Source organism: Novosphingobium sp. PhB165, from assembly GCF_004341845.1.
Classification (GTDB): Bacteria; Pseudomonadota; Alphaproteobacteria; order Sphingomonadales; family Sphingomonadaceae; genus Novosphingobium.
The window spans coordinates 106,072-128,753 of the sequence record NZ_SLVB01000009.1 but is presented as its reverse complement, the minus strand read 5'-3'; the positions used below and the strand labels follow the sequence as shown (position 1 = coordinate 128,753).

Here is a 22,682-nt window from a genome sequence, read left to right as displayed (position 1 = left end):
GGTTCGACGATGTTCGCTTGCGCGCGGTCTCAGCTGCGCGCCGAGGGGAGCGGTTCGCGGATCGAAAATGCGAATGCTCCGCCCGTGCCAGTCACGCCCGCGTGAAGCGCCAGTTGTCGGCGTCACTCTCGCGCGGATCGAAGCGATATCCGTCGCTGTCGAACCCGCGCATGGCATCCGCATCGACGATATGATGTTCGCACATCCACCGCGCCATCATGCCCCGCGCCTTTTTGGCGTTGAAGCTCACGAAACGCGGGCCGTTCGGACCCGGCTCGCGGAAGTCGACGGTGATGACGCGCAGGCCCTTCAGCCGGTCCTCGACGGCGGCAAAGTATTCCTGGCTGGCCAGATTGAGCACTACGCCAGATCCTTCGTCTGCGACTTCCTGCCGCAACAGGGCGGCGATGCGGTCGCCCCACCAGTCGGTCAACTTCTTGTGACGCGGCGCCCAGCGCGTTCCCATTTCCAAGCGATAGGGACGGATCGCATCCATCGGGCGAAGCAGCCCGTAAAGGCCGGACAAAATTCGCACATGGTCCTGGGCAAAGGCCACGCCCGGCTCGTCCAGTGTGTCGACCTCGAAACCCGTGTAGACGTCACCCGCAAAGGCATAGAGTGCCTGTCGCTCCGGCAGGTCGGCGAAGTCGCGGAAGCGGTCGGCATTGAGTTTTGCGAGGCGCGGCGAGATGCGCATCAACTCCGCCAAGCGCTTTTGCGGAAGGTTCGCGGCCGATTTGGCAAGATCGCGCGCTTCCTTGACGAAATGTGGCGTCGTGGCGGCAAGGGCCGGCAACGTGCGTTCGAAGTCGAGAGTCTTGGCGGGCGAGAGCAGAACGATCATGCCGCAGGCGGTAGCCAGCCCCGGCTTATGCGTCAAACCTTGGCCTCCATTCTTCCGGCGTCTTCTGGATCGGCTTTCACCTGCTCCGCCGAACATGCCCGGCCTGCGCTATTTCAGAGCGCGCGCGAGTTCGATAAAGGCGCGCAGCTTGGCCGGGACCTGACGGCGTCCGGAGTAGTAAAGGCACAGCGGCGGTTCCAGAGGCATCCAGTCCGTCAACAGCCGCGTCAGGCGTCCCTCCCGAACATGCGGGGCGACCGTCTCCTCGGCCAGATAGGCCAGCCCCATCCCTTCGAGCGCCGCATCGTGCATCAGCCCGCTGTCGTCGACGATCATGCGGCCCGGCACGTCCAGTTCCAGTCGCTCGCCGCCGCGCGCGAACTCCCAGTGATAGATGCGCCCGCTGCCCATGCGGTAGCGGATGCATTCGTGCGCAAGCAGGTCTCGCGGGACGATCGGCCTTGGGCGATCCCGCAGGTAATCCGGTGAACCGACCACGACGAGGCGCACCTCCGGAATGATGGGCACGGCGATCATGTCGGGCGGAACGCTGTCCCGCAGCCGTATCCCGGCGTCGAAGCCCTTGCCGATCACGTCGACCAGCGCCGCTTCGCTGACGATCTCCACCTGCATGCGGGGGTAGCGGTCAAGGTAGTCGCGGATCAGCGGCGCCATGACGAACCGCGCCGCGCCCGCCGCCATGTTGAGGCGCAGCAGGCCCGAGGGTTCTCCCAGATGCTCCCCCGCATTCTCGATCGCGCCATCGATTGCGGCGAGCGCGGGGAGGATTTCCTCCAGGAACCGCGCGCCTGCCGCGGTCAAGGCGACACTGCGCGTGGTGCGGTTGAACAGGCGCAGGTTCAGCCGCTCCTCCAGCGCGGCGATGGCATGGCTCAGCCCGGAGGAGGAAACTCCCAGTTCGCGCGCAGCGACGCGAAAGCCGCCCCGGCGCGCCACCGTGGCGAAGGCTTCCAGTTCGGCGAGGCTCGCCTTGGGCATTGCGCGATTTTCCTCATCAGCCTGTCTCTCATTGTCCTTCTAATCGGAACAGCCTGCGTAAGCCATATCGTCGCTGACCAATGGAGACGGACAATGCGGAATATCGACAAGATCTACATCGACGGCGCTTTCGTGACGCCGCACGGCAGCGCGCGTTTCGACCTTTTCAACCCCGCCACCGAAGAACCGATCGGCTGCGTCCGTCTGGGCGATGCGGAGGATGTGCGTCTGGCCGTCGCGGCGGCCAAACGGGCGTTCCCGGCGATGGCGCGCACCACCAAGGCAGAGCGGATTGCCATGCTCTACCGCCTGCGGGACGCGGTGAAGGCCCGGACCGACGATCTGATCGCCGCAATGACCGAGGAATACGGCGCGCCGGCCTATTTCACCGGCTTTTCGGTGCAGAACACCGCTTCCGTTTTCGAGGTCATGGCCGCCTCGGTGGAGGACTATGCCTTTGATCGGACGGCCGGTTACAGTGCCGTGACCATGCTGCCGCTCGGCGTCATCGGGGCGATCACGCCGTGGAACAGCAACTTCGGCTTCATCGCGACCAAGCTGGCCCATGCCATCGGTTCGGGATCGACGATCGTCATCAAGCCCGCCGAACAGAGCGCGATCCAGACGCAGGTCCTGCTCGAATGCCTGCATCAGGCGGGGCTTCCGAAGGGCGTGCTCAATGTCGTGAACGGCACCGGCCCGGAAGTCGGCGCGGCGCTGACGGCCCATCCCGACGTGGCGCTGATCACCTTCACCGGATCGACGCCGGCGGCGCGGATCATCCAGCGTTCGGCGCTGGAAACGATGAAGCGAATGGTGCTGGAACTGGGCGGCAAGAGCCCGACGATCATCCTGGACGATGCCGATCTCGATGCCGCGATCCCCATTGCGCTGATGAGCGGCTTTGCCAACAGCGGGCAGGCCTGCGTCGCCGGATCGCGCATTCTGGTGCCGCGCTCGCGCCGGGAAGAGATCCTTGCGCGCCTGAAGCGGGAGGCGGAAAGGCTCAAGATCGGTATCCCCACCGATCCGGAAGTGCGCATCGGCCCGCTGGCCAATGCCGCGCACTGGGACCGCGTGCAAAGCTGGATCCGGCTGGGACTGGAGGAAGGTGCCACCTTGCTGACCGGCGGCGAAGGACGGCCCGAAGGGCTGGATCGGGGCTGGTTCGCGCGCCCGACGATCTTCACCGATGTCTCCAACACCATGCGCATCGCCCGCGAGGAGATCTTCGGCCCGGTCCTGAGCGTCATCACCTATGACGACGAGGCTGACGCCATCGCCATCGCCAACGATTCCGACTTCGGGCTTCAGGCCTATGTCCTCTCCTCGGACGAAGGCCGCGCGCTGCGCGTGGCGCGGCAACTGGTGGCCGGGCGCGTCGTCATCAACGGTGCGCCGCACGATCCCCGCGCGCCGTTTGGCGGCTTCCGCCAGTCCGGCCTTGGGCGCGAGATCGGTGCCTATGGCCTTGACGCCTTCCTGGAGCCGCGCGCGATCCTGAGGCCCGCCGCCTGAACCTTCCCCCCGACAGAAAGCAAAAGACATGCAGAAAACCTGGATCATCACCGGAAGTGCGCGCGGCCTTGGCCGCGCGATCCTGACCGCCGTGCTGGAAAGCGGCGACAACGTGCTCGCGACTGCCCGCAACGTGGCGCAGCTTGCCGACCTCAAGGCGCTTTACGGCGACCGCATCGAACCTTTCGCGCTGGATGTGACCGACGAGGCGCGAGCGGGCGATGCTGCCACCGCCGCGATTGCCGCCTTCGGGCGGATCGACGTGCTGGTGAACAATGCGGGCTACGGCCATTTCGAAGCGTTCGAGCAGAAATCCTCCGCCGATTTCCGCGCCGAAGTGGAAACCAACCTGTTCGGCGTCGTCAACATGACGCGCGCGGTGCTGCCGTTCATGCGGGAGCGCGGTTCGGGCCACATCCTCAATGTCTCGTCCGTGGGCGGGCGGGTCGGCACGCCGGGACTCTCTGCCTATCAGGCGGCGAAATGGGCGGTCGGCGGCTTCACTGAAGTCCTGCGCAGCGAAGTCGCCCATCTGGGCATCCGCATCGTGTCGCTGGAACCGGGCGGCATGCGCACGGATTGGGCCGATATCGCGGGCAATGCCGCCTCAAGCGCCGTGCTGCCGGACTATGCAGATACGGTCGGCGTTACGCTGGAGCGGATCAGGGCCTATGCGGGCAACGAAGTGGGCGACCCGGCACGCATCGCGCAGGTCATTCTGGGCCTCTCCCGCCGCGACGACGTGCCTGCCCATCTGGTGCTGGGCACGGATGCACTGGCCTCGTTCGACGCCGCCGAAGCCGAGCGCGGCGAAGCCCATGCCCGGTGGATCGACGTCAGCCGCGCCACCGTGTTCGACGGGCCGGAGGGCGAGGCGCTTACCGCTCTGTTGCCCCCGGGCTGACCGAGTGGGCAAGCAGACCCGCCCGGTCGGCAGCCACGCGCATTTCCCAGGCGCGCGCGCCCTGCTGCCGGGCGACTGCCCCTGCCTGTTCCAGCGCGGCGAGCGCATCCTCCGTGGCACCACCGGCACCGGCGATGGCCGCCTTGATCCGTAAGAGTTCGGGCAAGGCGATCCGTTCGCCGCTGGCGGTGCATCGCGCAATCGTGGTTTCCACCGCCCGGCGGGCGTCGGCCAGCCTGCCCTCCGCGGCAAGCCCGCGCGCCAGCGCGATCGAGAACGGGGTGGCCAGCAGTTCGTAGCGCGCGCCGCGCAATTGCGAGAGGCTCTCTTCCAGGGCTTCGACGGCTTCGGCATAGCGTCCGTGCTCGATAGCCAATTCACCCCCGAAACCCTGCGCCGCCGCGATATAGGGGCCAAGGGCATCGACCTGAGCGCAATCGCGGAAAGTGCGGAGTGCCTGCTCGGCGCGCGCCACGTCGCCCATCCACAAGTGGACCGACAGCGACCAGATCAGGGCGATGCAATGCGTGACCGGGTGATCGAGCGCTGCCGCTTCGGCCACGGTCTGCTCGGCCAGATGCTGCGCGGCGTCGGACTCGCCCGCCAGCCACAGCACGCGGGCCAGTGCTATGCCGGAGCGGTTGCGATGGTCGAAACCGTAGGCAATCGTAAGATTGCGCTGCGATTGCGGGCTGTTCTCCAGCGCCCGTTCCAGATCGCGGCGCGCGCGGGTCTGGTCGCCGGCCAGATGATGGGAAATGCCCGAGAGCGAACAGGCGACGGCCAGTGCTTCCGGCTCGCCGATCTCTTCCGCCACCGCGATCGCCTGTTCGGCATGGGCCATGGCCACGGCATATTCCCCGATCCGCTCATGGAAGATGTGCAGCCGCCCCAGCATGCACAGGCGGCTCCAGCGGTCCTCCACCAGAGTGGCAACCTCCAGCGCGCGGGCCAGCGCCTCGCCCGCCTCGGGGGTGTTGCCGCGCGTGAACATCAAGGCGATGCCGAGCGCGCCCTGTAATTCCAGTTCCATCGCCGTGCCGCGCTGATCGGGTTCCAGCGCGGCAATCGCGCGGGCGGCCCAGGTCCGGCATTCGACCAGATGCGAAAGATTGAGGAACACCCGCATGCTCGCCGTCGCCAGGCGCACGGCAAGGCGGATATCGCCCTCCGGCCCGAAGCTCCAGTCGAGCGCGCTGCGGATATTGCCCAGTTGCGGGCGCAGCGAGCGGGTATCCTGAAACGCGGCCTTGTCCTGCGCGGCGATGGCTTCCAGTTCGGAAAGGAAGAACATCGCATGGCGGCGGGTCGTGGCGCGGTGTTCCTCGGCCCCCCGCGCGGCCAGCTTTTCGCGGGCATAGGCACGCGTCATTTCGAGCAGGCGGTAGGTGCCCGATCCTCGCGCCCGGTTGGCGGCGATGAGCGACTTGGCGGAGAGGTCGTCCAGCGCCATCGCCGCCTCGTCAGATCCCAAGGCCGCATCGGTCACCACGTCGAGCGCCGCATCGACGGAGAACGGCCCGACGAAGACGCCCAGCCGGTCCAGCACCGTGCGCTCGGCCGGGGTAAGCAGGTCGTAGCTCCAGTCCAGCGTCGCGCGCAGGGTCTGCTGGCGCGGCTGCGCGGTGCGGCGACCGGACCAGGCAAGGCTGAAACGCTCGCCGATCTGGCGCGCGGTCGCCGCGATCCCATGCGTGGCGACACGCACGGCGGCCAGTTCCATGGGCAGCGCCATGCCGTCCAGCCTTTGGCACATGTCCGCGATCAGGCGGGCGTCCGCATCGTCGATTTCCAGCGTGCTGTCGGCGGCGCGGGCACGTTCGCAGAACAGCTCCACCGCCGGATAGGCCAGCAGTTCCTCGCGCGTCAGCCCTTTCACCTCCTGCGGATAGTCCAGCGCATCGAGGCGGTGGACATGCTCACCCAGTGCGCGCAGCGGCTCACGGGACGTGGTGACGATGCGGGCTTGCGGCGCGGCTTCGATGATGCGCTCGACGATCTCGGCCGCCTGCTCGATCACATGCTCGCAATTGTCGAGCAGAAGCAGGAACGGGCCGCCGCGTAAGTGGCCCAGGATGACGGCGGCGGGATCGCCGCTCTGTACCGAAATGCCCATGGCGCCCGCGATCATCGGCGGCACGAGCGCCGGGTTCTCCAGCATGCCGAAGTCCACGAAAGCCGCTTGCCCGGCAAAATGCGCGGTCAGGCGGTGGCCGATCTCGATCATCAGCGAGGTCTTGCCGACGCCCGCCGGGCCCGCAATCGTGAACAGCGGGGTATCGACCACGCGGGCCAGCAGCAGATCGAGGTCACGCTCGCGGCCGATCAGATGCGGCAGCGGCGGGGGAATGTTGGTAGCAAACCCCGCCGGAGCCGGAACCGGCTGGGCAACCGCGACGGCATGCTCCGACCGCTCCACTTCCAGCCGCTCCACGGGAGCGACGAAGGCGTAACCCACGCCGACCTGGGTAGCGATATAACGGCTGCCGTCGCCATCCGCGCCTTCGCCCAGCAGCTTGCGCAGCCCCGCCATGTGGAAGCGCAGGCTGCCATCCTCGACGACGACGTCGGGCCAGACCCGTTTCAGCAGTTCGCGCTTGGACAGAACGCGGCCCGGCTGCTCGGCCAGAGCGACGAGAATGTCGAACGAACGCCCGCCGATCTCCACCGGCTGTCCGTCGCGCGTCAGCAGGCGCTTGGCCGGATGGAGGCAGAAGCGCCCGAAGGCCATTCGCTCGCCCAGATCCTGTCTGTCCGGGTTCTGACTTTCACCTTGCGCCACGATGCCGTCTTGCCCCTATCTCACTAAAATGCCGCACTTTAATCATGCCGCGGTGCGGCATGTCCGGCTACCTATACGATGGTTGCCGGTCGTGGGAGAGGCTTTAGTAGAGTTAGGGGCGAGATCAGATCATCCGAACGTGAACGAGTAGGCGCGCACGCCGGGGCGCGAGAACTCGATGCGCACGGTGCGGTCGGAAACGGGCCCATGCTGGCGGACCAGTTGATAGAGCCGGTCCTGCCGCAGCTCCCCCCATCCGGCGGGGTCGGTGTCGGTTCCGTGATCGGCGCCGGGAGCCTTGCCGTCGATCGTCACCCGGAAGCGGACCGGCTGGCCATCGGCCGGCGCGCCGAGCACGGCGTGGGCATCGCGCGCATGGAAATGAAAGCGGATCGCGCCGCCGGACTTGTCGAGCCGGGCGAACTCGCGCGCGACGGTCCAGCTTCCGGCCAGGTCCCAGCGGTTCAGCGGCAGCGATGAGGCGGGAGTGTAAGTGCCCGAACCGCCGCGAAGCAGTCCGCCGGGGGAGGCGAAGGCCTGCGCCTTGGCATAGCCGAGATAGGCCTCGGGCGATTGCAGGTTGGGCCAGTCCGCCTGCGCTTCCACGCCTGCCGCGCCGATCGGGGCTTCGGGCAGGCCGGACACATCATTCCCGGCTTCGGCAAGGAGTTTGCGGATCAGTCGCTCCGCCTCGGCATAATTGCCCTCACCCACGGTATATCCGCGCACGCGGCCATGGGCGTCGATGATGTAGAACCCCGGCCAGCCCTCGTTTCCAAACGCGCGCCAGACAGCATAGTCGTTGTCCTGAACGTTGGGGTAGCCGACGCCGAGCGCCTGCGTGGCCGCGCGCACTTTGCCGGGATCGTGTTCGAAATCGAACTCGGGCGCGTGAACGCCGATGACGGTCAGGCCCTTGTCCCCATAGCGCTCGTTCCAGCCGCGCAGGTAGGGCAGGGCGCGCAGCGAGTTGATGCACGAATAGGTCCAGAAATTGACCACCACCACTTTGCCGCGCAGCGACGGTGCGGCCCCGCCAAGCCATGGGCGCGCATCGGCCAGCACTTGCAGCGGGCGCGGTGTCGCATCGCTGGGCGCGGAAGCAATGGCATCGCCGTCCGCCGGAGAGCGCGCCAGCGCCTCGCGCCAGCACGTCGCGGTGGTGGTGCCCGCCGCCATCAGGGCAGCGGCGATGAAGCCTATCGAGCGGTTCGTGGTCATGACGGATATCTCCGGGTGAGCGCCTGTTGATCGGGAAAGAGATCTAGGGCGCCGTCCGGCGCGCTTCACGCCAGATGCTGATGGGCCGCGTTAGCCGGTGACAGCGCGCGGCGCCTGAAGTGCTCCCAGGCAGACGCTAACACGACATTGCGGCACCTAACGGGCGCCCGAAGCGCGTCCGCTCTATCATCCAGCCAACAGATCGGATGATCGGCGGAAGGATAGACAAATGCTTGCAGGATATTCGACATCGCGGCGCGATTTCGTCGCTCGGATCGGAGAGGGCGCGGCGCTGGCCGGAATGATGACGGCCATGCCCGGTCTGGCCCGCGCGGCGGTTACGCAAGACAGCGTCCGCCCGTTCCGCATCGCCATTCCCGCAACCGAGATCGCCGGCATGAAGCGCCGGATCGCCGAGACCCGCTGGGCCGATCCGCAGCCCGTCAGCGATGACAGCCAGGGCGTGCGCCGACAGACCTTGCAGCCGCTGATGCAGTACTGGGCGGGCGCCTACGACTGGCGCAAGGTCGAAGCCCGGCTCAATGCCCTGCCGATGTTCATGACCGAGATCGACGGGCTGGACATCCACTTCATCCACGTCCGCTCCCGCCACGAAAATGCCATGCCGCTGATCCTGACGCACGGCTGGCCCGGCTCGGTGCTGGAATTCCTGAACGTGATCGCCCCGCTCACCGATCCCACCGCGCATGGCGGGCGGGCGGAGGATGCCTTTCACGTTGTCATCCCCTCGATCCCGGGCTTCGGTTTCTCCGCGAAGCCGACGGTGCCGGGCTGGGGTTCGGACCGGATCGGGCGGGCATGGTCCGCGCTGATGCTGCGCCTTGGCTATGACCGCTATGTCAGCCAGGGTGGTGACTGCGGCTCGGTGATCTCGCAGCGCATGGCCTTGCAGAAAGTACCGGGGCTGCTGGGCATCCACCTCAACATGCCCGCCGTCGTGCCCGCCGATGTGGCCCATATCCTCGCCGCCGGAGATCCCGCGCCTGCCAGCCTTTCCGTCAAGGAACGCGCCGCCTTCGACCAGCTGGAAGCCTTCTACCGGGACAACGCCGCCTATGCCGCGATGATGAACACGCGGCCCCAGACGATCGGCTATTCGCTGGTGGACTCGCCGGTCGGCATGGCCGCGTGGATGTACGAGAAGATCGCGCAGTGGACTTACAGCGACGGCCAGCCCGAACGCGTGCTGGGCCGCGACGCGATCCTCGACGACATGTCGCTCTACTGGTTCACCGCCACCGGCGCTTCCGCCGCGCGGATCTACTGGGAAGACCACAGCAACAACTTCAACGCGCGTGGGGTGATCGACCTGCCGGTGGCCGTCAGCGTCTTCCCCGGCGAGATCTTCCGCGCGCCCAAGACTTGGGCCGAGCGTTGCTACACGAACCTCTATTACTTCAATGAAGTACGCGATGGCGGCCACTTCGCCGCCTGGGAACAGCCCGCGCTCTTCGCACAGGAAGTGCGCGCCGCGTTCCGCCCGCTCCGCTGACCTTCACACCGAATCCGTCCCCCACAGGAGAAAACCCATGTCCGACAGCAAGACCCTCTACACCGCCCATGTCCACGTGACCGGAGGCCGCGAAGGCACTGCCCGCAGTTCCGACGGCCACCTTGACGTGAAGCTGACCACCCCCGGCACCTCCGGCGCGGGTACCAACCCGGAGCAACTGTTCGCCGCCGGCTGGTCCGCCTGCTTCGAAGGCGCAATGGCGATCGCCGCGAAGTCGAGAGGCGTGGACCTTCCCGAAACGCTCGCGATCGATGCGCAAGTGGAACTGCGCCACGGGGGCGACGGCTATGCGCTGGCCGCAAGGCTAGACGTCAGCGTGCCCGGTCTGGACCCAGATCTCGCCCGCCAGATCATCGAGGCCGCCCATCGCACTTGCCCCTATTCGAAGGCGGTGAAGGGCAACATCGACACTGTCGTCGCGCTTATCTGAACTGGAGAACAGCCCATGAAGAAATCGCTTATCGCTGGCGGGCTGATGCTCGCCGCTGGCCTCCTTGCACCCGCTGCTCAGGCAGAGCCCGCAGCTTCGGCGGCAAAGCCTACCGTGGTTCTCGTCCACGGCGCTTTCGCGGATTCGTCGAGCTGGAACGGCGTGATCGCCGCGCTCCAGCATGACGGCTACACCGTCGTCGCCGCGCCGGACAACTTGCGCGGGGTCCGCGCGGACGCCGATATCGTGGCGGACGTGGTGAAGGGCATCGCCGGCCCGGTCGTGCTGGTCGGCCATTCCTATGGCGGATCGGTCATCAGCGAGGCGGCCGAAGGCGCGGCCAACGTCAAGGCGCTGGTCTATGTCGCCGCCTTCGCACCCGAAGCGGGCGAGACCGCGCTGGGGCTGACCGGCAAGTTCCCCGGCAGCACGCTGGGCCCGACGCTGGCACCACCGGTGCCGCTGGCCGGCGGCGGAAACGACCTCTACATCCAGCAGGCCCGCTTCCCCGCCCAGTTCGCCGCCGATGTGCCGGAAGCGCAGGCGCGGCTCATGGCCGCAGGCCAGCGCCCGATTGCCGATGCCGCGCTTTCGGAAGCCTCGACCGCTCCGGCATGGAAGCACGTGCCATCGTGGTTCGTCTATGGCGATGCCGACCGCAACATTCCTCCGGCGGCGATGCAGTTCATGGCGCAGCGGGCTGGCGCGCGCGAGACGGTGGTGGTCAAGGGCGCCTCGCATGTCGTCATGGTCTCACACCCGGCCCAAGTCGCGCAGTTGATCGAGCGCGCGGCCAAGGCCCCATAAGCCAAGACTGCGCATCGACAGCCCCACCGTTCCCCCCGCGGTGCGCGGGCTGCCCCCGGTCGGCCTCACAAGGCCGGCCGGGGGTTCTCGCAGGCGCTCACGCCGAAAAGCATGAAATCGGACAACAGCTAACCCGCAATTCCGGCCCTTTAAATCCGCTCAGGCTGAGCTTGTCGAAGCCCCCGAGGCGTGGCGCGGATCCAACATCCTTCGACAAGCTCAGGATGAGCGGGGTGGGGGGCGATGTCCGCTCCCCCGCATTGGCTGGCTTAAGGGCTGCCCTTCACATCCTCAGATCGGCATTTTGCAGCCGATCATTCACCCTGCACGACGGACGAGCGGCGCGTGACGGTCCACCAATATGGCGCTTGCCTCGTTCAACCCGATCAGATCGACCGCAATGCCGTGTCGGCGCAGTTTGTCCACCAGGACTTCCAGCGCCCCCACCGCCGTCACGTCCCACAAATGGGCGGCGGTCAGGTCGATGCGCACGCTTCGGGCCGTATCGCGCAAGTCGAAGCGATCGGCGAAGATATCGGCGCTTGCGAAGAAAATCTGGCCGGAAACCGCGTAAGTCCTCGTGTCCGTATCCGGATCATAGGTGATCGCCACATCCATCATCCGGGTCACCTTGAACGCGAAGAAGACGCCGCTCATCAGCACACCGACGATCACGCCTGCCGAGAGGTCGTGGGTCGCCACCGTAACCGCGACCGTGGCAAGCATGACGGCGCCGGAGACTTTGGGATGGCGGGCCAGATCGCCCAACGATGTCCACGAAAACGTGCTGACGGACACCATGATCATGATCGCCACGAGCGCCGCGACCGGGACCTGGGCAACCCAAGGCCGCAAGGGCACAAGGACCACAAGCAGGAAAACGCCCGCTGCCAGCGTGGACAGGCGGCCGCGCCCGCCATAACGGACATTGCCGACCGTCTGTCCGATCATGCCGCAACCGGCGATGCCGCCGAACACACCCGCCGCCATGTTCGCCAGCCCAAGTCCCGTGCATTCGCGCGCCTTCGAGCTGGTGGTCTCGGTCAGGTCGTCGACGACACTGGCCGTCATCATCGATTCCAGCAGTCCAACCGCTGCGATCGCCAGTGAATAGGGCGCGATGACCCGCAAGGTCTCAAGATTCAAAGGCACGTCCGGCAGGGCAAAGACGGGCAGCGAAGCGGGCAGCGTGCCCAGATCCGAAACGGTGTGGATCGGCATCGGGAAGGCCATCGCGATCGCCGTCAGGACGACAATGCAGATGAGGGGTGACGGGATCGCCTTGAAGATCCGGGGCACAAGATAGATGATGACCAGGCCGCCCGCGATCATCCCATAAGTATGCCAGGTCACGCCCAGCATCTGCGGCACTTGCGCGGAGAAGATCAGGATCGCCAGGGCATTGACGAAACCGGTGCGCACCGAACGCGAGACGAAGCGCAGCAGCACATCCAGTTTCGCCAGTCCGAACGCAATCTGGAGAAGTCCGCCCAGGATCGTCGCCGCCAGCAGGTATTGCAGCCCGTGCGCCTTCACGAGCGCGCCGACCACGAGCGCGACCGAACCCGCCGCGCCGGAGATCATCGCTGGCCGCCCCCCGGCAAAGGCGATCACGATGCCGATGACGAAGGAGGCGAACAGGCCGACCTGCGGGTCCACGCCGGCAACGAACGAAAACGCGATGACCTCAGGGATGAGCGCAAATGTGGCCACCAGGCCCGCCAGGACATCGCGGCGTGCAGCAGCGACGCCGCCGCCGAACCACTCGGCACGATAACGAGCGAAAGATCGGAAATTCATGAACCGGGATATTCCGCAGTAATCGCAAGCAACTGGCAACGCCAGGAAGGGTCAATGCTGGCGAAGTGCGTTGTCCGGCGGATCGGCGGCCGGAATAGCCACCCGGAATTTCACCGGGTCCGAGCGAATGCAAGGCCGTTAGCGATATCGTGTAGGGGGCGCAACAGTCATCGCCCTAAAGCCCCACGTGCAGGTCGAAGATGCGGGGCGCTGCTCGCTTACTGGCCAACGCCGAGCAAGGGACCCGTGCCGTTGAACTTGCCGGCCTGATAGTCGCGAATGGCCTCGCCGATTTCCTCGCGCGTATTCATCACGAAGGGGCCGTGCGCCACCACCGGTTCGCCGATCGGGTCTGCGTGGCCAAACAGCAGTACCGCGTCGCTGCGCGCTTCGAACGAAACCAGATCGCCGTCGTCGTCCATGGTTACGAGGTGCCAGGCGTTCACCGCCTTGCCGCTGACCGAAACGCTTCCAGACACGACGTAGAGAAAGACATTGCGCCCTTTGGGCGCCGGCAGGTCAAGGCTTGCTCCGGCAGACAGGCGGACGGTGGACATGAACACCCCCGTCAACGACGGGATGGGACCGGTGACATCGCCGAACGCGCCCGCAATCAGGTTCAGCGTGCCTTGACCGTCTGCGATCGGGATCGCGGGAATGCCATCGGCCTGAACGCCGGTGTAGCGCGGCGCCGTCATCTTCAAGTTTGACGGCAGATTGACCCAGAGCTGGAGGATTTCCATGGCTCCGCCCGCTTCCTTGAAGCTGGGTGGCGACACTTCCGCGTGGATCAGGCCGGATCCAGCCGTCATCCACTGCACGCCGCCCGCTTCGATAATGCTCTCGTGCCCGCCCGTATCGTAGTGGGCGAGATTGCCTTCCAGGATGAACGTCACCGTCTCGAACCCGCGATGCGGATGAGGGCCGAAAGGCAGGCCGTTGTTTCCGGGCTGATAGACCTGCGGGCCGTGGTGATTGAGAAACAGAAAGGGGTCGACCTGATCGATGCCGGGCCCGGGCACGGGGCGCCGGGTGATGAGGTCGGCGATATCGTCGCGATGGGCGGGATGGATCCCGGCAACGGAGCGGCTGGTCATGCGAGTTCTCTATCGAATGCGGGCACTGCGAAGCGCCCTCGTTGCATCACGAGGCTCCATCTCGGCCTTGAGAGCCTGGATAGCAAGAGTGCCAATGTCTTCCGGAACGGCCAATGCCTTCTGGAAGGGGGTGTCCGATCAGAACACCCGGCCGCGATGGACGACCACGCGATCGGCGGGCGGGGCCGCGACGGCGGCCGCCGGCGTATCGGCCTCCAGGGCGACGAAGCTGGCCGCCATACCGACCTCCAGCCGGGGCGGCTCCAGCCCGAGTGCGCGTGCCGCTTCTTCCGTCGCCATGGCCAGCGCGCCGGCCAGTTCCTCGTCGCGGTAGAAGCCCGAACGGTAGCCGATCAGCATGGCCCGCTGGAGCATGTCGCCATTGCCGTAGGGCCACCAGGCATCGCGAATATTGTCGTTGCCGGCAAAGACCCTGACCCCATGTTCGCGCAGGCGAAGAATGGGCGGGAAGGCACGGTCGCCGGGCGCATTGGTCATGATCGCCACGCCCGCATCGGCCAGCGCGCGGGCAATGCCGTCCAGCACGGCCCCGTCCACATCGCCCAGCGCATAGGCATGGCTGACCGCCACGCGCTCGCCAAGGCCCAGCGCCTTCGTGCGCGCGGCGATGCGATGGAGCTGCGCGATGCCGCCCGCGCCGCCTTCGTGGAGGTGGATGTCGATCTTCGCGCCGCGCCGGTCGGCAAGGCCGAAGACCACGTCAAGATGCCCGTCGGAATCGCCGTCCATGCCCTCGGGATCGATGCCGCCCACCACTTCGGCGCCGTCGGCGATGGCTGCCTCCAGAATGTCGGCCGTGCCAGGGCAGGTCAGGATGCCGGCCTGCGGGAAGGCGACCAGTTCGATGTCCATCCGGTCGCGCCATTTCTCCCGCGCTTCCATCACCGCGTGAAGGTGGGAGAGGCCGGTGGTGGCATCGACATCGACGTGGCTGCGCATGGCAACCGTGCCGAAGGCGGCGACTTGGGCGATCAGCGCATCGGCGCGCTGGGCGGTGGGGCGTACTTTCGCCAGCAGCGCTTTCTCGGCGGCAAGCCGTTCCCGCAGGCTCGCGGCCGGGCGGTGGGGTTGCCAGGGCTCACCAACGAAGCTCTTGTCGAGATGGATATGGCCGTCGACGAAGCCGGGCAGCACCAGCTTGCCGCCCAGATCGACCGTTTCCGTTGCCGCGTCGGCGGAAAGGTCGGGGCCAATGGCAGCGAAGCGCCCATCCCGTATCGAAAGGTCGACCGAGCGTCCGTCCGGCAGCACGGCATTGGTGAAGAGGCGGTCGATCATTGCGCCGCTCCGTTGCTTTCGGCAGCGTTCCACGCCGCCACCTTGCTGCGGGTTTCGGCCAGCATCGTATCGAGCGCCGCGCGGTCGTGCAGCTTGCCGCGCATCACCACTGCCCGGATCGCGCGCGTCGCGGAAATGTCCTTCAGCGGATCGCGGTCCAGCAACACCAGATCGGCCGCCATGCCGCTCTTCACCGCGCCGTAGCGGTCGAGCAGGCCGAACCATGCCGGGCCGGCGCGGGTGGCGGCGGACAATGCCTGCGCGGGCGTGAGCCCTTCCTTCACGAACAGCGATAGTTCGTCGTGCAGGCCGATGCCGGGATAGTTGAAGGAATTGAGGAAGCCCGCGTCGGTGCCCGCGATCACCGTCACACCGGCCTTTTCCAGCATCGGCAGCACGGCCGCCTCATGCTCGAAATGGGCGTGGCGGGCCTCGATGGCTGCCGCGTCCGCCTTGGCCGCGCGCTCGATGCGCCAGTCATAGGTCTTGCGCAGTTTCGGGCCGATATAGGCGAGGTAAGGATCGTGGGCATGGTCGTCCGCGTCCAGCCAGGCGAGGACGCGGCCGCCGTTGAGCGTCGGCGTGACGAAGACGCCTTTCTGCGCAAAGTTGCGGTAGGAGGCCATGGCGGTGGCGGGGTCGAACCCGGCGTCGAGCCGCCGGTTCGCTTCCGCGCGGTCGATGCGGCCAGCCGCGAAGTCCGCCGCGATTGCCGCCTCGTCCTTGACGCCGGCCTTGTAGGCATAGTCGATATGCTCGATCGAGCTGATCCCCGCGTCCACCGCCTGCCCGACGGTCAGCGCCATCGGGATGTGGCCGGAGGTGCGCAGCCCGCGCGCCTTGGCCTGCGATACGGCATAGAGGAACAGCTGCGGATCCAGCGTGCTGTCGGTGATCTTCACGAAGTCCACCTTGTCGCGGTCCTGCAGGCGGGCGAGCGCGGCATCGACATCGGCCTTGCTGCCCACTTCGATGGTGCCCTTCCACACCGGCTTGATGCCTTCGATCTTGGCACCGGACGTCAGCAGACGCGGGCCGAACAGCGTGCCATTGGCGATCTCTCCGCGCCAGGCGAGCACCTGATCGGGAAGGTCGCCCGAACAGTCGCGGATCGTGGTGATGCCATGCGCGACATAGAGCGGAAGGAGGGCCTTGTTCTCTTCGATCAGGTCCGGCCCGCCGCCGAAGTGGACATGCATGTCCCATAGCCCGGGGATCAGGAAGCGGCCCTTGCCCTCCACTACATCCTGCGCGTGCCACTGGCGGGCAACTTCGCCATCGCCGCCCACCGCGACGATGTCCGCCCCGCGCAGCACCACGGCCTGATCCTTCACCTCGCGCGCATGCTCCACGTCGATCACGGTGACGTGGCGGATCATCAGGTCGCCCTCGCTTGCCGCCAGAGCGGGCGATGCGGAGGCCATGAGGCCAGCGATCAACGGGGCAAGAAACTTCATGGGCACCTGTCTCCTTTGTCGCCTTCGTAGGAGATCGCAGATGCATTCACAAATTAGATGTCAGAATGCATATCATTCTATATATGCATGATTGACATGCTCGATCCCAGACTCCTGCGCAGTTTCGTGGCCATCGTCGATAGCGGCCATTTCACCCGCGCGGCGGAGCAATTGGGGATGACGCAGTCCACGATCAGCCAGCAATTGGGCCGGCTGGAGGAAGCGGCAGGTCATCCGCTGATCGACAGGGCGGCGCGCCCGGTGCGCCCCACCGCCATGGGGGAGCGGCTGCTTGGCCACGCGCGGCGCATCCTTCAACTTGATGAGGAAGCGCGTAACCTCCTGCGCGATCCGGCTGGCACGGCGGGGGTTTCCATCGGCTTGCCCGAAGATCTGGCAACGCCGGCCATGGCGCAGCGGCTTGCCGGTTTCGCGGCGGCCAACAGCCGCATCCGCCTGGATGTCGTTACCGGCCTCAGCCGCGATCTCGCGGCGCGGTACCGGCAGGGCGAATTCGATCTTGTCGTCGTCAAGGAAGACCGGCCCGCGCCCGATTGCCGCGCCAGTTATCCCGAGCCGCTCGGCTGGTTCGCCGCCCGCGATCACGCGGTAGAGGCGCGTGATCCGGTGCCGCTGGTCACCTTTCCCCCCGGCGGCCTTTACCGCGAGCCGATGTTCCGCGCGCTCGAAACGGCTGGGCGGCGGTGGTATGTCGCTTTTACCGGCAGCAGCCTGCAGAGCGTTCTGGCCGCGACGGAGGCGGGCATGGGCCTGTCGCTGCTGCCCCGCTCGGTGGTGGAGGGCAGGGCCTTGCGCCGATTGACAGGGTTGGGCGAAGCGGCCCCGATGGTCGTCTCGCTCTACGCGCGCGAGAATGCAGAGCCGATTGCCGAACTGGTGGACATGACAAAGGCCGTCCTGGAACAGCGGATGTCTCTGGCGCCGACGAGGACCTCCGGCAGCGCCTGAGATTTAGACTGAATCCTCCCGGCCGCGATTACGGACGCGCCCACGCTACGGGCGACCTGCAACGATCCGGCGATTGGTCCGGGATGTTGCTTCCTGCGGCATGAAAGCTTCGCATGCGTCGTGTCGTAGAGAGTATAGCGGCGTCTCTGCGCTGTGTTGTACGAATATATCCGGTCATTTAGGCGTTCTTGAAAATGGAAAATATCAATTACTTCGCATAATGTTGCGATTGATATGGACCATGGTGCGAATTGAACGAATTAAAAACAGATAATCGATCGAATTATCCGAGATAATTCGACTGAATGTTTCACGAAAATTCAAGTTGATGAAGGCTATTTAGTCATATAGTCAGCCATCTTCTTTATCGTTCCAAGGCTTTGTGCAATATGTCGAGTGACCGCCGCCAGTTTCTGGGTTCGCTTACTGCCTTGGCCGCGGCCCCGCTGCTGTCCGGCCGGGCGCTGGCTGCAAGCGGCGAAAGCGTCGTGACGGGCGAGCGTTTCCCGATCTGGCCGGGCTCGCCGCCGGGGCTGCCCAAGGGCGGCGTGACCGAGGAGCGCGTGCTGCGCTCCAACAAGAGCAACCCCGACGATTTCGCGTGGCCCCATGTCGCGGTGCCGATGCTGACCGTCTGCCCGGCGGCGAGGCCCACCGGCGCGGCGGTGCTGACGATGCCGGGCGGCGGCTATGCGCGCGTCGCCATGGGTACGAAGCCTTCCGCGACTTCGCGCTGGTTCGCCAGTCAGGGGGTGACGGCGTTCGAACTGCTCTATCGCCTGCCGCATGACGGCTGGACCGGCGGACCGGACACGCCCTTGCAGGACGCCCAGCGCGCCATGCGCGTGATCCGCGCCAATGCCGCGAAGTGGGGCGTGGACCCGGCCAACGTGGCGGCTATCGGCTTCTCTGCAGGCGGGCACTTGTGCGGCAGCCTTGCCACGCGGGCGGGGGTGAAAGTCTACGAGCCGGTCGATGCCGCCGATGCGCTGGACGCGCGGCCGATCGTTGCGGGCATGTTCTTCCCGGTCGTCAGCATGGTGCCGCCGCTTGCCCATGCGCAGTCGCGCAGCGAGCTTCTCGGCGCGAACCCGAGCGAGGAACTCTCGCGGCGGTATTCGGTCAATCTCGACGTTCCCGCGACGACGCCGCCGATCCTGCTGGGCCATGCGGCGGACGATACCGTGGTCGATTGCGGCAACAGCCTCGCCATGTTCGAAGGCTGCCGGGCGGCGAAGATACCTTCCGAACTCTTCGTGATCGAAAAGGGCGGTCACGGCGCGCCGCTGTTCGAACCGGACGGCCGCGCCGGGGTGTGGCTCACGCGTTTCGCGCGGTTCGGGGCTCGGCATGGGTGGAAAATTCCCTCCGACGGGGCGTGAGAGCAGGAACGAACCGGCAAAACACCGCGTCGCCCCCGCGCGGGCGGGGGCACCGCTTCCATTTCGCCACGCCCGCCAAGGAAAGCGGGGTCCCCGCCTGCGCGGGGACGACGGAGAGGAAGGGGGCAGGCGGTGCGGGGCTATACGCGGCCTCAGCGCTTGGCCCCAAGCGGCACGATCCGGAAATTGCGAATGCGCAGATGGCTCTTCGTCGTGCGCAAGGCGAACCAGCCCCGGCGGTAGAGATCGGCGTCCGTCATCGTGAAGAGCCGCTTGCCGTCGTAGTCCACGGTCACCGTCGCGCCATCGGCGGCAAGGCGCATCGGCACCCATCGGTTTGCCACCAGCAGCGCGGCAGGGTCCGACCGGTCATGCTCGGGCAGCAGCGGCCGGTTCCCCGCCTCACCCACATAGCGGCGCATCCGCGTGGTGGTGTTGCGGTTGCCGCCGATGCCCACGTAGTAGGTCTTCAGCGTGTCATAACGCCCAAACGCCCCGCTGCGCGGGTTCGTCAGCGGTGATCCGTCCGGAGCGGCAGGATCGGTGGCCATCCAGAAGGCGTTGACGTCGCTTACCGCATCGTTCTTCCCGCCTTCGGAGACCGCCATGACTTCGTATTCGATGGCGACAGGCCCGCTGAGTTCGCCAGTCCACCAGACCGAGATCCCTTGCGGCGCATCGATGTCCATCACGCCGCCCTCTACGCTGACGCGCGAGGCTGCCTCGGCCTCGACGCGCCAGTGTGAGAGGCCGTGGCGGAAGTCGTCAGCCTGTGCACTCGCTGCCGCCGGGAGCAGCGCCAGCATCACGGCGGCAGCGAGGGCTCTCATTCCAGCACATCCCCGATCAGCGTGAGGTTCACGGTGGCGGCGATGCCCCACTGCGCGGCGTCGTTGGTGGAGACTTCGGCGATCTCGTCCACCGGCTTGAGCACGGCGGCGCCGTCCACCCGGTGCGCGCCGCGCGACTGGTCTCGGCCTTCGCGGTCGCCCGCGCCGAAGAATTCGCCCCACGCGCGTTTGACCAGTTCCGGCTTGCCGAGCTGCACCCCGGCATAAGCGGTAAAGCGCGAATGCGCCTGCGTCAGCGCGCGGCCCTTGCCGGGGGAGCCGGTGCGGGCGCGGAACTCGGCTTCGGGCGCGTTGTAAAGTTCGCAGTATTCGAGCCAGACCTTGCGATAGGCGGGCTCGTCCACCAGTTCGAGCAGTTCGGCAGTGATTTCGAACACGCCGAACACGCCGTTGAGGTGGCTCATGTTCACCTCGTTCCCGCCGCTGACAAAGCGGCCGCTGGCAAGGTCGAGGGCGCCGCCGCCCGCCAGCCAGCCCTTGGGCATGGCCGCGATTGAGCGCATGCCCGCGACGATGCGGTCGCGCCAGCGGGTGTCGCGCGTGCGTTCCCACTCGGTCAGCCATGCGCCCAGCAGAGAGCCCCAGACCGTGCCGAACTGCATGAAGACCTGACCTTCTGCCAGCGGCTGCTCCGGCACTACCGCGCCGGTTCCGGCGAGGGGCTCGGCGCGGTGGAGGACCTTGCGGCCGATATCGACCGTCTTCAGCGCATGGTCGCTATCGACCAGCGCGTGCATCAGGTCTCCGCAGCGTTCGTCGGTGGTGAGATAATAGTAGAAGCGGCGGAATGCGGCGTTGGAAATGCGCGGCTGCTTCGAACTGTCCCCCCAGTGCTGCACGCCGTGGCGGGTGCCGAGGCCCTTGAAGCGGCCGGAGTGATAGACATCGACTTCGCCGGTATGGCGCGTCATTGCCTCGGCCAGACGGAACACATCGGCGCGGCCGGTGCGCAGGAAGCCGTACCAGAGCCAGAGGTCGGTCGAGAGTTCGCTGTTGTCCCACGCGAAGCCGCCGATGTCGTAGCGCCAGACGTGCCGGTCGTTGTCATAGCTGTGCATGACGTCGCCGTAGTTCCAGAAGCCGTACCAGCGGCGCTGGTCCACTTGCCCGATGTAGAAATCGAGTTCGCGCTTGGCCCGCGTTTCCACTTTTTCGCGCAGCGGTCCGCCCTTGGCGATGGGGCTCCACGGGCCGAACATCCCGGCCGAATGAACGCGCGCGACATTGGCGACCAGGCGCGGCGGCGCGGCAAGGTTCTGCCCCATCCCGGCCAGTCGTTCGCGCGAGGGCGTGGCGGGCAGGGCCCAGAGGCGGAACTCGGTGGTGCGGGCCACGCCGGAGGGATCGCCCCAGCCCGGCTCGTAGTCCTCGTAAGTCGCATCGAGGCCCGCGTTCTGCTTCTCGTAGTCGTCCATGCCCATGACGTCGTGGTAGAAGCGCAAGTCCATCGCCGGGGCATCGGGGGCATGGTACCAGACGGTGAAACGCGCGGTGTCACCGGCGGCGTCGGCCACGTCGAGGCCGACCGGGCAGCGCTGCCAGAAGTCGTGCATACCGAAAGCCACGCCGCCCGAAGGCCCGCCGATATAGCCGAGGCCGGGGCAGCGGCCTGCCGTATCGACATCGATCCACCCGAAGCCGGGCCGCGTGCGCTTGATGATCGAGAACCCGTCCGCATTGGGCTGGCGCAGGCGGAAATCCCCGAATGCGGGCACGTAATCGAGGTTTTGCCGCAGCGCCGGGCTCATCTGGTCGAGCGGGGGCGTTGCCTGCCCGGCCACTTGCGCGCTGCGGAAGGCCTTGCCGGGATCGCGGCGCAGGCCGGTGAGCGGGCGCACTGCTTCGGCCCAGAGGCCGCCGTTCTCGCCTGCGAAGCGTACGTGGCGGTCATGGAGCTTGTCGCGCATCGGCACCGCGCCTTCCAGGCCGAGCCCGCGGATGAAGCGCTTGGCCGGATCGCCGTCGAACACCATCGAATGGACGATGCGCACGCTGTCCGCCCCGGCGTGGAAATAGAGGCGCACGGAGAAGGGCATCCAGTCGCCCTCGCTGCCGCGATGGCGGCCATCGAGTTTCACGACCGCGCGGATCGGGCCGCTCTGTTCGACCGTGGCGCTCTCGATCGTGCCGGTCCAGCGGGCGAGGGCCGGGGCGCCGTCCTCATCGTCCGGTCGGTCCTGCGCGCTGGCGATAAGGCGCACCGATTGCAGCACGTCGTTGGAGCCGACGCGCGCCGAGCGGATCAGCGCCTCGCCGGAACGGCCGACGGTCCAGACCGTCTGGCCGACCGTGACGGTGATCGTATCGCCCGCCTCGCGCAGGAACAGGGTCTGTGCCGGTTTTGCGGAGCCGGGGACAACGCGCAGGCCGCTCGCCTGACCGCCGCCGGCGGGCAGAGCGTGGCCGGTCCACTTGATCGAACCGTCCGGCCACCATGCCATCGGCCATGTCTGAAGCGCTTCGCGCGCGCCGCCCGCGCTTTCGAGAACATAGCCGCGCTTGTCGAGCCGCGTGCCGCGTGGCCAGGGCTGGCCCCAGCTTTGGCCCCAGTTCTGGCTATCGGCGCCGGACGGCGGCGCGCCGTCGAGCCAGACCACGTCGTCGCCCGGTGCGATTCCCGAGCCGAGCGGCTCCTGCGCGCCGCCCGGTGTCGTCGCGGCGTTCGCGCGCCCGGACATCAGCGCCATGGATCCCGCAACGGCGGATGTCGCCAGCGTTTGGGCCAATATCTCGCGACGGCTCCAGCCCGGCTTGGTCATGCTCTCTCCCTTGGGTGTGGCACCTCGTA

General features: G+C 66.8%; 17 protein-coding genes and 1 other annotated feature. Of the genes, 7 read left to right on the top strand and 10 right to left on the bottom strand.

What is annotated here, in order from left to right:
* Positions 1 to 91: 91 nt before the first annotated feature.
* Positions 92 to 844: a peroxide stress protein YaaA gene (yaaA, locus tag EDF56_RS21605; protein WP_132391502.1), complete on the bottom strand. Its 753-nt coding sequence runs from the start codon at positions 842 to 844 to the stop codon at positions 92 to 94.
* 108 nt (positions 845 to 952) lie between these two features.
* On the bottom strand, positions 953 to 1,843 hold the full coding sequence (locus EDF56_RS21600) for a LysR family transcriptional regulator (RefSeq protein WP_132391450.1): 891 nt from the start codon (positions 1,841 to 1,843) through the stop codon (positions 953 to 955).
* 93 nt (positions 1,844 to 1,936) lie between these two features.
* On the opposite strand from EDF56_RS21600, the gene EDF56_RS21595 reads away from it, so the two are divergent.
* Together EDF56_RS21595 and EDF56_RS21590 are read left to right on the top strand one after the other, a co-directional pair.
* Positions 1,937 to 3,361: an aldehyde dehydrogenase family protein gene (locus tag EDF56_RS21595; RefSeq protein ID WP_132391448.1), complete on the top strand. Its 1,425-nt coding sequence runs from the start codon at positions 1,937 to 1,939 to the stop codon at positions 3,359 to 3,361.
* A gap of 28 nt (positions 3,362 to 3,389) precedes the next feature.
* The gene (locus EDF56_RS21590) at positions 3,390 to 4,265 is read left to right on the top strand and encodes an SDR family NAD(P)-dependent oxidoreductase (RefSeq protein WP_132391446.1); all 876 of its coding nucleotides are present in this window, start codon (positions 3,390 to 3,392) and stop codon (positions 4,263 to 4,265) included.
* On the opposite strand, the gene EDF56_RS21585 is transcribed toward EDF56_RS21590, so the two are convergent.
* Both EDF56_RS21585 and EDF56_RS21580 read right to left on the bottom strand, forming a co-directional pair.
* On the bottom strand, positions 4,240 to 7,047 hold the full coding sequence (locus EDF56_RS21585; protein ID WP_243652762.1) for a winged helix-turn-helix domain-containing protein: 2,808 nt from the start codon (positions 7,045 to 7,047) through the stop codon (positions 4,240 to 4,242). The genes EDF56_RS21590 and EDF56_RS21585 overlap by 26 nt on opposite strands.
* A 129-nt stretch (positions 7,048 to 7,176) precedes the next feature.
* Positions 7,177 to 8,268, bottom strand: a complete 1,092-nt coding sequence (locus tag EDF56_RS21580) for a redoxin domain-containing protein (RefSeq protein ID WP_132391444.1) — start codon at positions 8,266 to 8,268, stop codon at positions 7,177 to 7,179.
* A gap of 229 nt (positions 8,269 to 8,497) precedes the next feature.
* Here EDF56_RS21580 and EDF56_RS21575 point away from each other — a divergent pair, with 229 nt between their 5' ends.
* Genes EDF56_RS21575 through EDF56_RS21565 form a run of 3 tightly spaced genes read left to right on the top strand, consistent with a single transcriptional unit; the run spans position 8,498 to position 11,039 of the window.
* Positions 8,498 to 9,781, top strand: a complete 1,284-nt coding sequence (locus tag EDF56_RS21575) for an epoxide hydrolase (protein WP_132391442.1) — start codon at positions 8,498 to 8,500, stop codon at positions 9,779 to 9,781.
* A 37-nt stretch (positions 9,782 to 9,818) separates the two neighbouring features.
* The gene (locus EDF56_RS21570) at positions 9,819 to 10,232 is read left to right on the top strand and encodes an organic hydroperoxide resistance protein (protein ID WP_132391440.1); all 414 of its coding nucleotides are present in this window, start codon (positions 9,819 to 9,821) and stop codon (positions 10,230 to 10,232) included.
* 15 nt (positions 10,233 to 10,247) lie between these two features.
* Positions 10,248 to 11,039, top strand: a complete 792-nt coding sequence (locus EDF56_RS21565) for an alpha/beta hydrolase (RefSeq protein WP_132391438.1) — start codon at positions 10,248 to 10,250, stop codon at positions 11,037 to 11,039.
* 318 nt (positions 11,040 to 11,357) lie between these two features.
* Here EDF56_RS21565 and EDF56_RS21560 read toward each other — a convergent pair whose 3' ends face one another.
* From EDF56_RS21560 to EDF56_RS21545, 4 genes are all read right to left on the bottom strand, one after another.
* Positions 11,358 to 12,839 carry a SulP family inorganic anion transporter gene (locus EDF56_RS21560; protein ID WP_132391436.1) on the bottom strand — a complete coding sequence of 494 codons (1,482 nt, stop codon included), beginning with the start codon at positions 12,837 to 12,839 and terminating at the stop codon, positions 11,358 to 11,360.
* Between the two features lie 68 nt (positions 12,840 to 12,907).
* Positions 12,908 to 12,963 (bottom strand) — a sequence feature (sul1 is cis-regulatory element that is thought to sense ions involved in sulfur or methionine metabolism; They are found in Alphaproteobacteria).
* Positions 12,964 to 13,057: 94 nt separating this feature from the next.
* A complete protein-coding gene (locus EDF56_RS21555) occupies positions 13,058 to 13,936 on the bottom strand; it encodes a pirin family protein (protein ID WP_132391434.1) in 879 nt (292 codons plus the stop codon).
* 138 nt (positions 13,937 to 14,074) lie between these two features.
* The gene (locus tag EDF56_RS21550) at positions 14,075 to 15,235 is read right to left on the bottom strand and encodes an amidohydrolase family protein (RefSeq protein WP_132391432.1); all 1,161 of its coding nucleotides are present in this window, start codon (positions 15,233 to 15,235) and stop codon (positions 14,075 to 14,077) included.
* Positions 15,232 to 16,692 carry an amidohydrolase family protein gene (locus EDF56_RS21545; protein ID WP_132391430.1) on the bottom strand — a complete coding sequence of 487 codons (1,461 nt, stop codon included), beginning with the start codon at positions 16,690 to 16,692 and terminating at the stop codon, positions 15,232 to 15,234. Before EDF56_RS21545 ends, EDF56_RS21550 begins: the two co-directional genes overlap by 4 nt.
* Before the next feature lie 87 nt (positions 16,693 to 16,779).
* Here EDF56_RS21545 and EDF56_RS21540 point away from each other — a divergent pair, with 87 nt between their 5' ends.
* Both EDF56_RS21540 and EDF56_RS21535 read left to right on the top strand, forming a co-directional pair.
* On the top strand, positions 16,780 to 17,661 hold the full coding sequence (locus EDF56_RS21540; RefSeq protein WP_243652761.1) for a LysR family transcriptional regulator: 882 nt from the start codon (positions 16,780 to 16,782) through the stop codon (positions 17,659 to 17,661).
* A 389-nt stretch (positions 17,662 to 18,050) separates the two neighbouring features.
* A complete protein-coding gene (locus tag EDF56_RS21535; RefSeq protein WP_132391426.1) occupies positions 18,051 to 19,043 on the top strand; it encodes an alpha/beta hydrolase in 993 nt (330 codons plus the stop codon).
* A 152-nt stretch (positions 19,044 to 19,195) separates the two neighbouring features.
* Here EDF56_RS21535 and EDF56_RS21530 read toward each other — a convergent pair whose 3' ends face one another.
* Both EDF56_RS21530 and EDF56_RS21525 read right to left on the bottom strand, forming a co-directional pair.
* Positions 19,196 to 19,873 (bottom strand): DUF6250 domain-containing protein, encoded by a 678-nt coding sequence (locus EDF56_RS21530; protein ID WP_132391424.1) that lies wholly within the window; start codon positions 19,871 to 19,873, stop codon positions 19,196 to 19,198.
* A complete protein-coding gene (locus EDF56_RS21525; protein WP_132391422.1) occupies positions 19,870 to 22,653 on the bottom strand; it encodes a Tat pathway signal sequence domain protein in 2,784 nt (927 codons plus the stop codon). The genes EDF56_RS21530 and EDF56_RS21525 overlap by 4 nt, the downstream gene beginning before the upstream one ends.
* Positions 22,654 to 22,682: the final 29 nt, after the last annotated feature.

Bases quoted from the DNA above. Each gene is read 5' to 3' on its own strand.
- EDF56_RS21540 (WP_243652761.1), top strand. From the start codon at position 16,780: ATGATTGACATGCTCGATCCCAGACTCCTGCGCAGTTTCGTGGCCATC.
- yaaA (WP_132391502.1), bottom strand. From the start codon at position 844: ATGATCGTTCTGCTCTCGCCCGCCAAGACTCTCGACTTCGAACGCACG.
- EDF56_RS21570 (WP_132391440.1), top strand. From the start codon at position 9,819: ATGTCCGACAGCAAGACCCTCTACACCGCCCATGTCCACGTGACCGGA.
- EDF56_RS21595 (WP_132391448.1), top strand. From the start codon at position 1,937: ATGCGGAATATCGACAAGATCTACATCGACGGCGCTTTCGTGACGCCG.
- EDF56_RS21590 (WP_132391446.1), top strand. From the start codon at position 3,390: ATGCAGAAAACCTGGATCATCACCGGAAGTGCGCGCGGCCTTGGCCGC.
- EDF56_RS21575 (WP_132391442.1), top strand. From the start codon at position 8,498: ATGCTTGCAGGATATTCGACATCGCGGCGCGATTTCGTCGCTCGGATC.
- EDF56_RS21555 (WP_132391434.1), bottom strand. From the start codon at position 13,936: ATGACCAGCCGCTCCGTTGCCGGGATCCATCCCGCCCATCGCGACGAT.
- EDF56_RS21580 (WP_132391444.1), bottom strand. From the start codon at position 8,268: ATGACCACGAACCGCTCGATAGGCTTCATCGCCGCTGCCCTGATGGCG.
- EDF56_RS21600 (WP_132391450.1), bottom strand. From the start codon at position 1,843: ATGCCCAAGGCGAGCCTCGCCGAACTGGAAGCCTTCGCCACGGTGGCG.
- EDF56_RS21535 (WP_132391426.1), top strand. From the start codon at position 18,051: ATGTCGAGTGACCGCCGCCAGTTTCTGGGTTCGCTTACTGCCTTGGCC.
- EDF56_RS21560 (WP_132391436.1), bottom strand. From the start codon at position 12,839: ATGAATTTCCGATCTTTCGCTCGTTATCGTGCCGAGTGGTTCGGCGGC.
- EDF56_RS21565 (WP_132391438.1), top strand. From the start codon at position 10,248: ATGAAGAAATCGCTTATCGCTGGCGGGCTGATGCTCGCCGCTGGCCTC.
- EDF56_RS21550 (WP_132391432.1), bottom strand. From the start codon at position 15,235: ATGATCGACCGCCTCTTCACCAATGCCGTGCTGCCGGACGGACGCTCG.
- EDF56_RS21530 (WP_132391424.1), bottom strand. From the start codon at position 19,873: ATGAGAGCCCTCGCTGCCGCCGTGATGCTGGCGCTGCTCCCGGCGGCA.
- EDF56_RS21525 (WP_132391422.1), bottom strand. From the start codon at position 22,653: ATGACCAAGCCGGGCTGGAGCCGTCGCGAGATATTGGCCCAAACGCTG.
- EDF56_RS21545 (WP_132391430.1), bottom strand. From the start codon at position 16,692: ATGAAGTTTCTTGCCCCGTTGATCGCTGGCCTCATGGCCTCCGCATCG.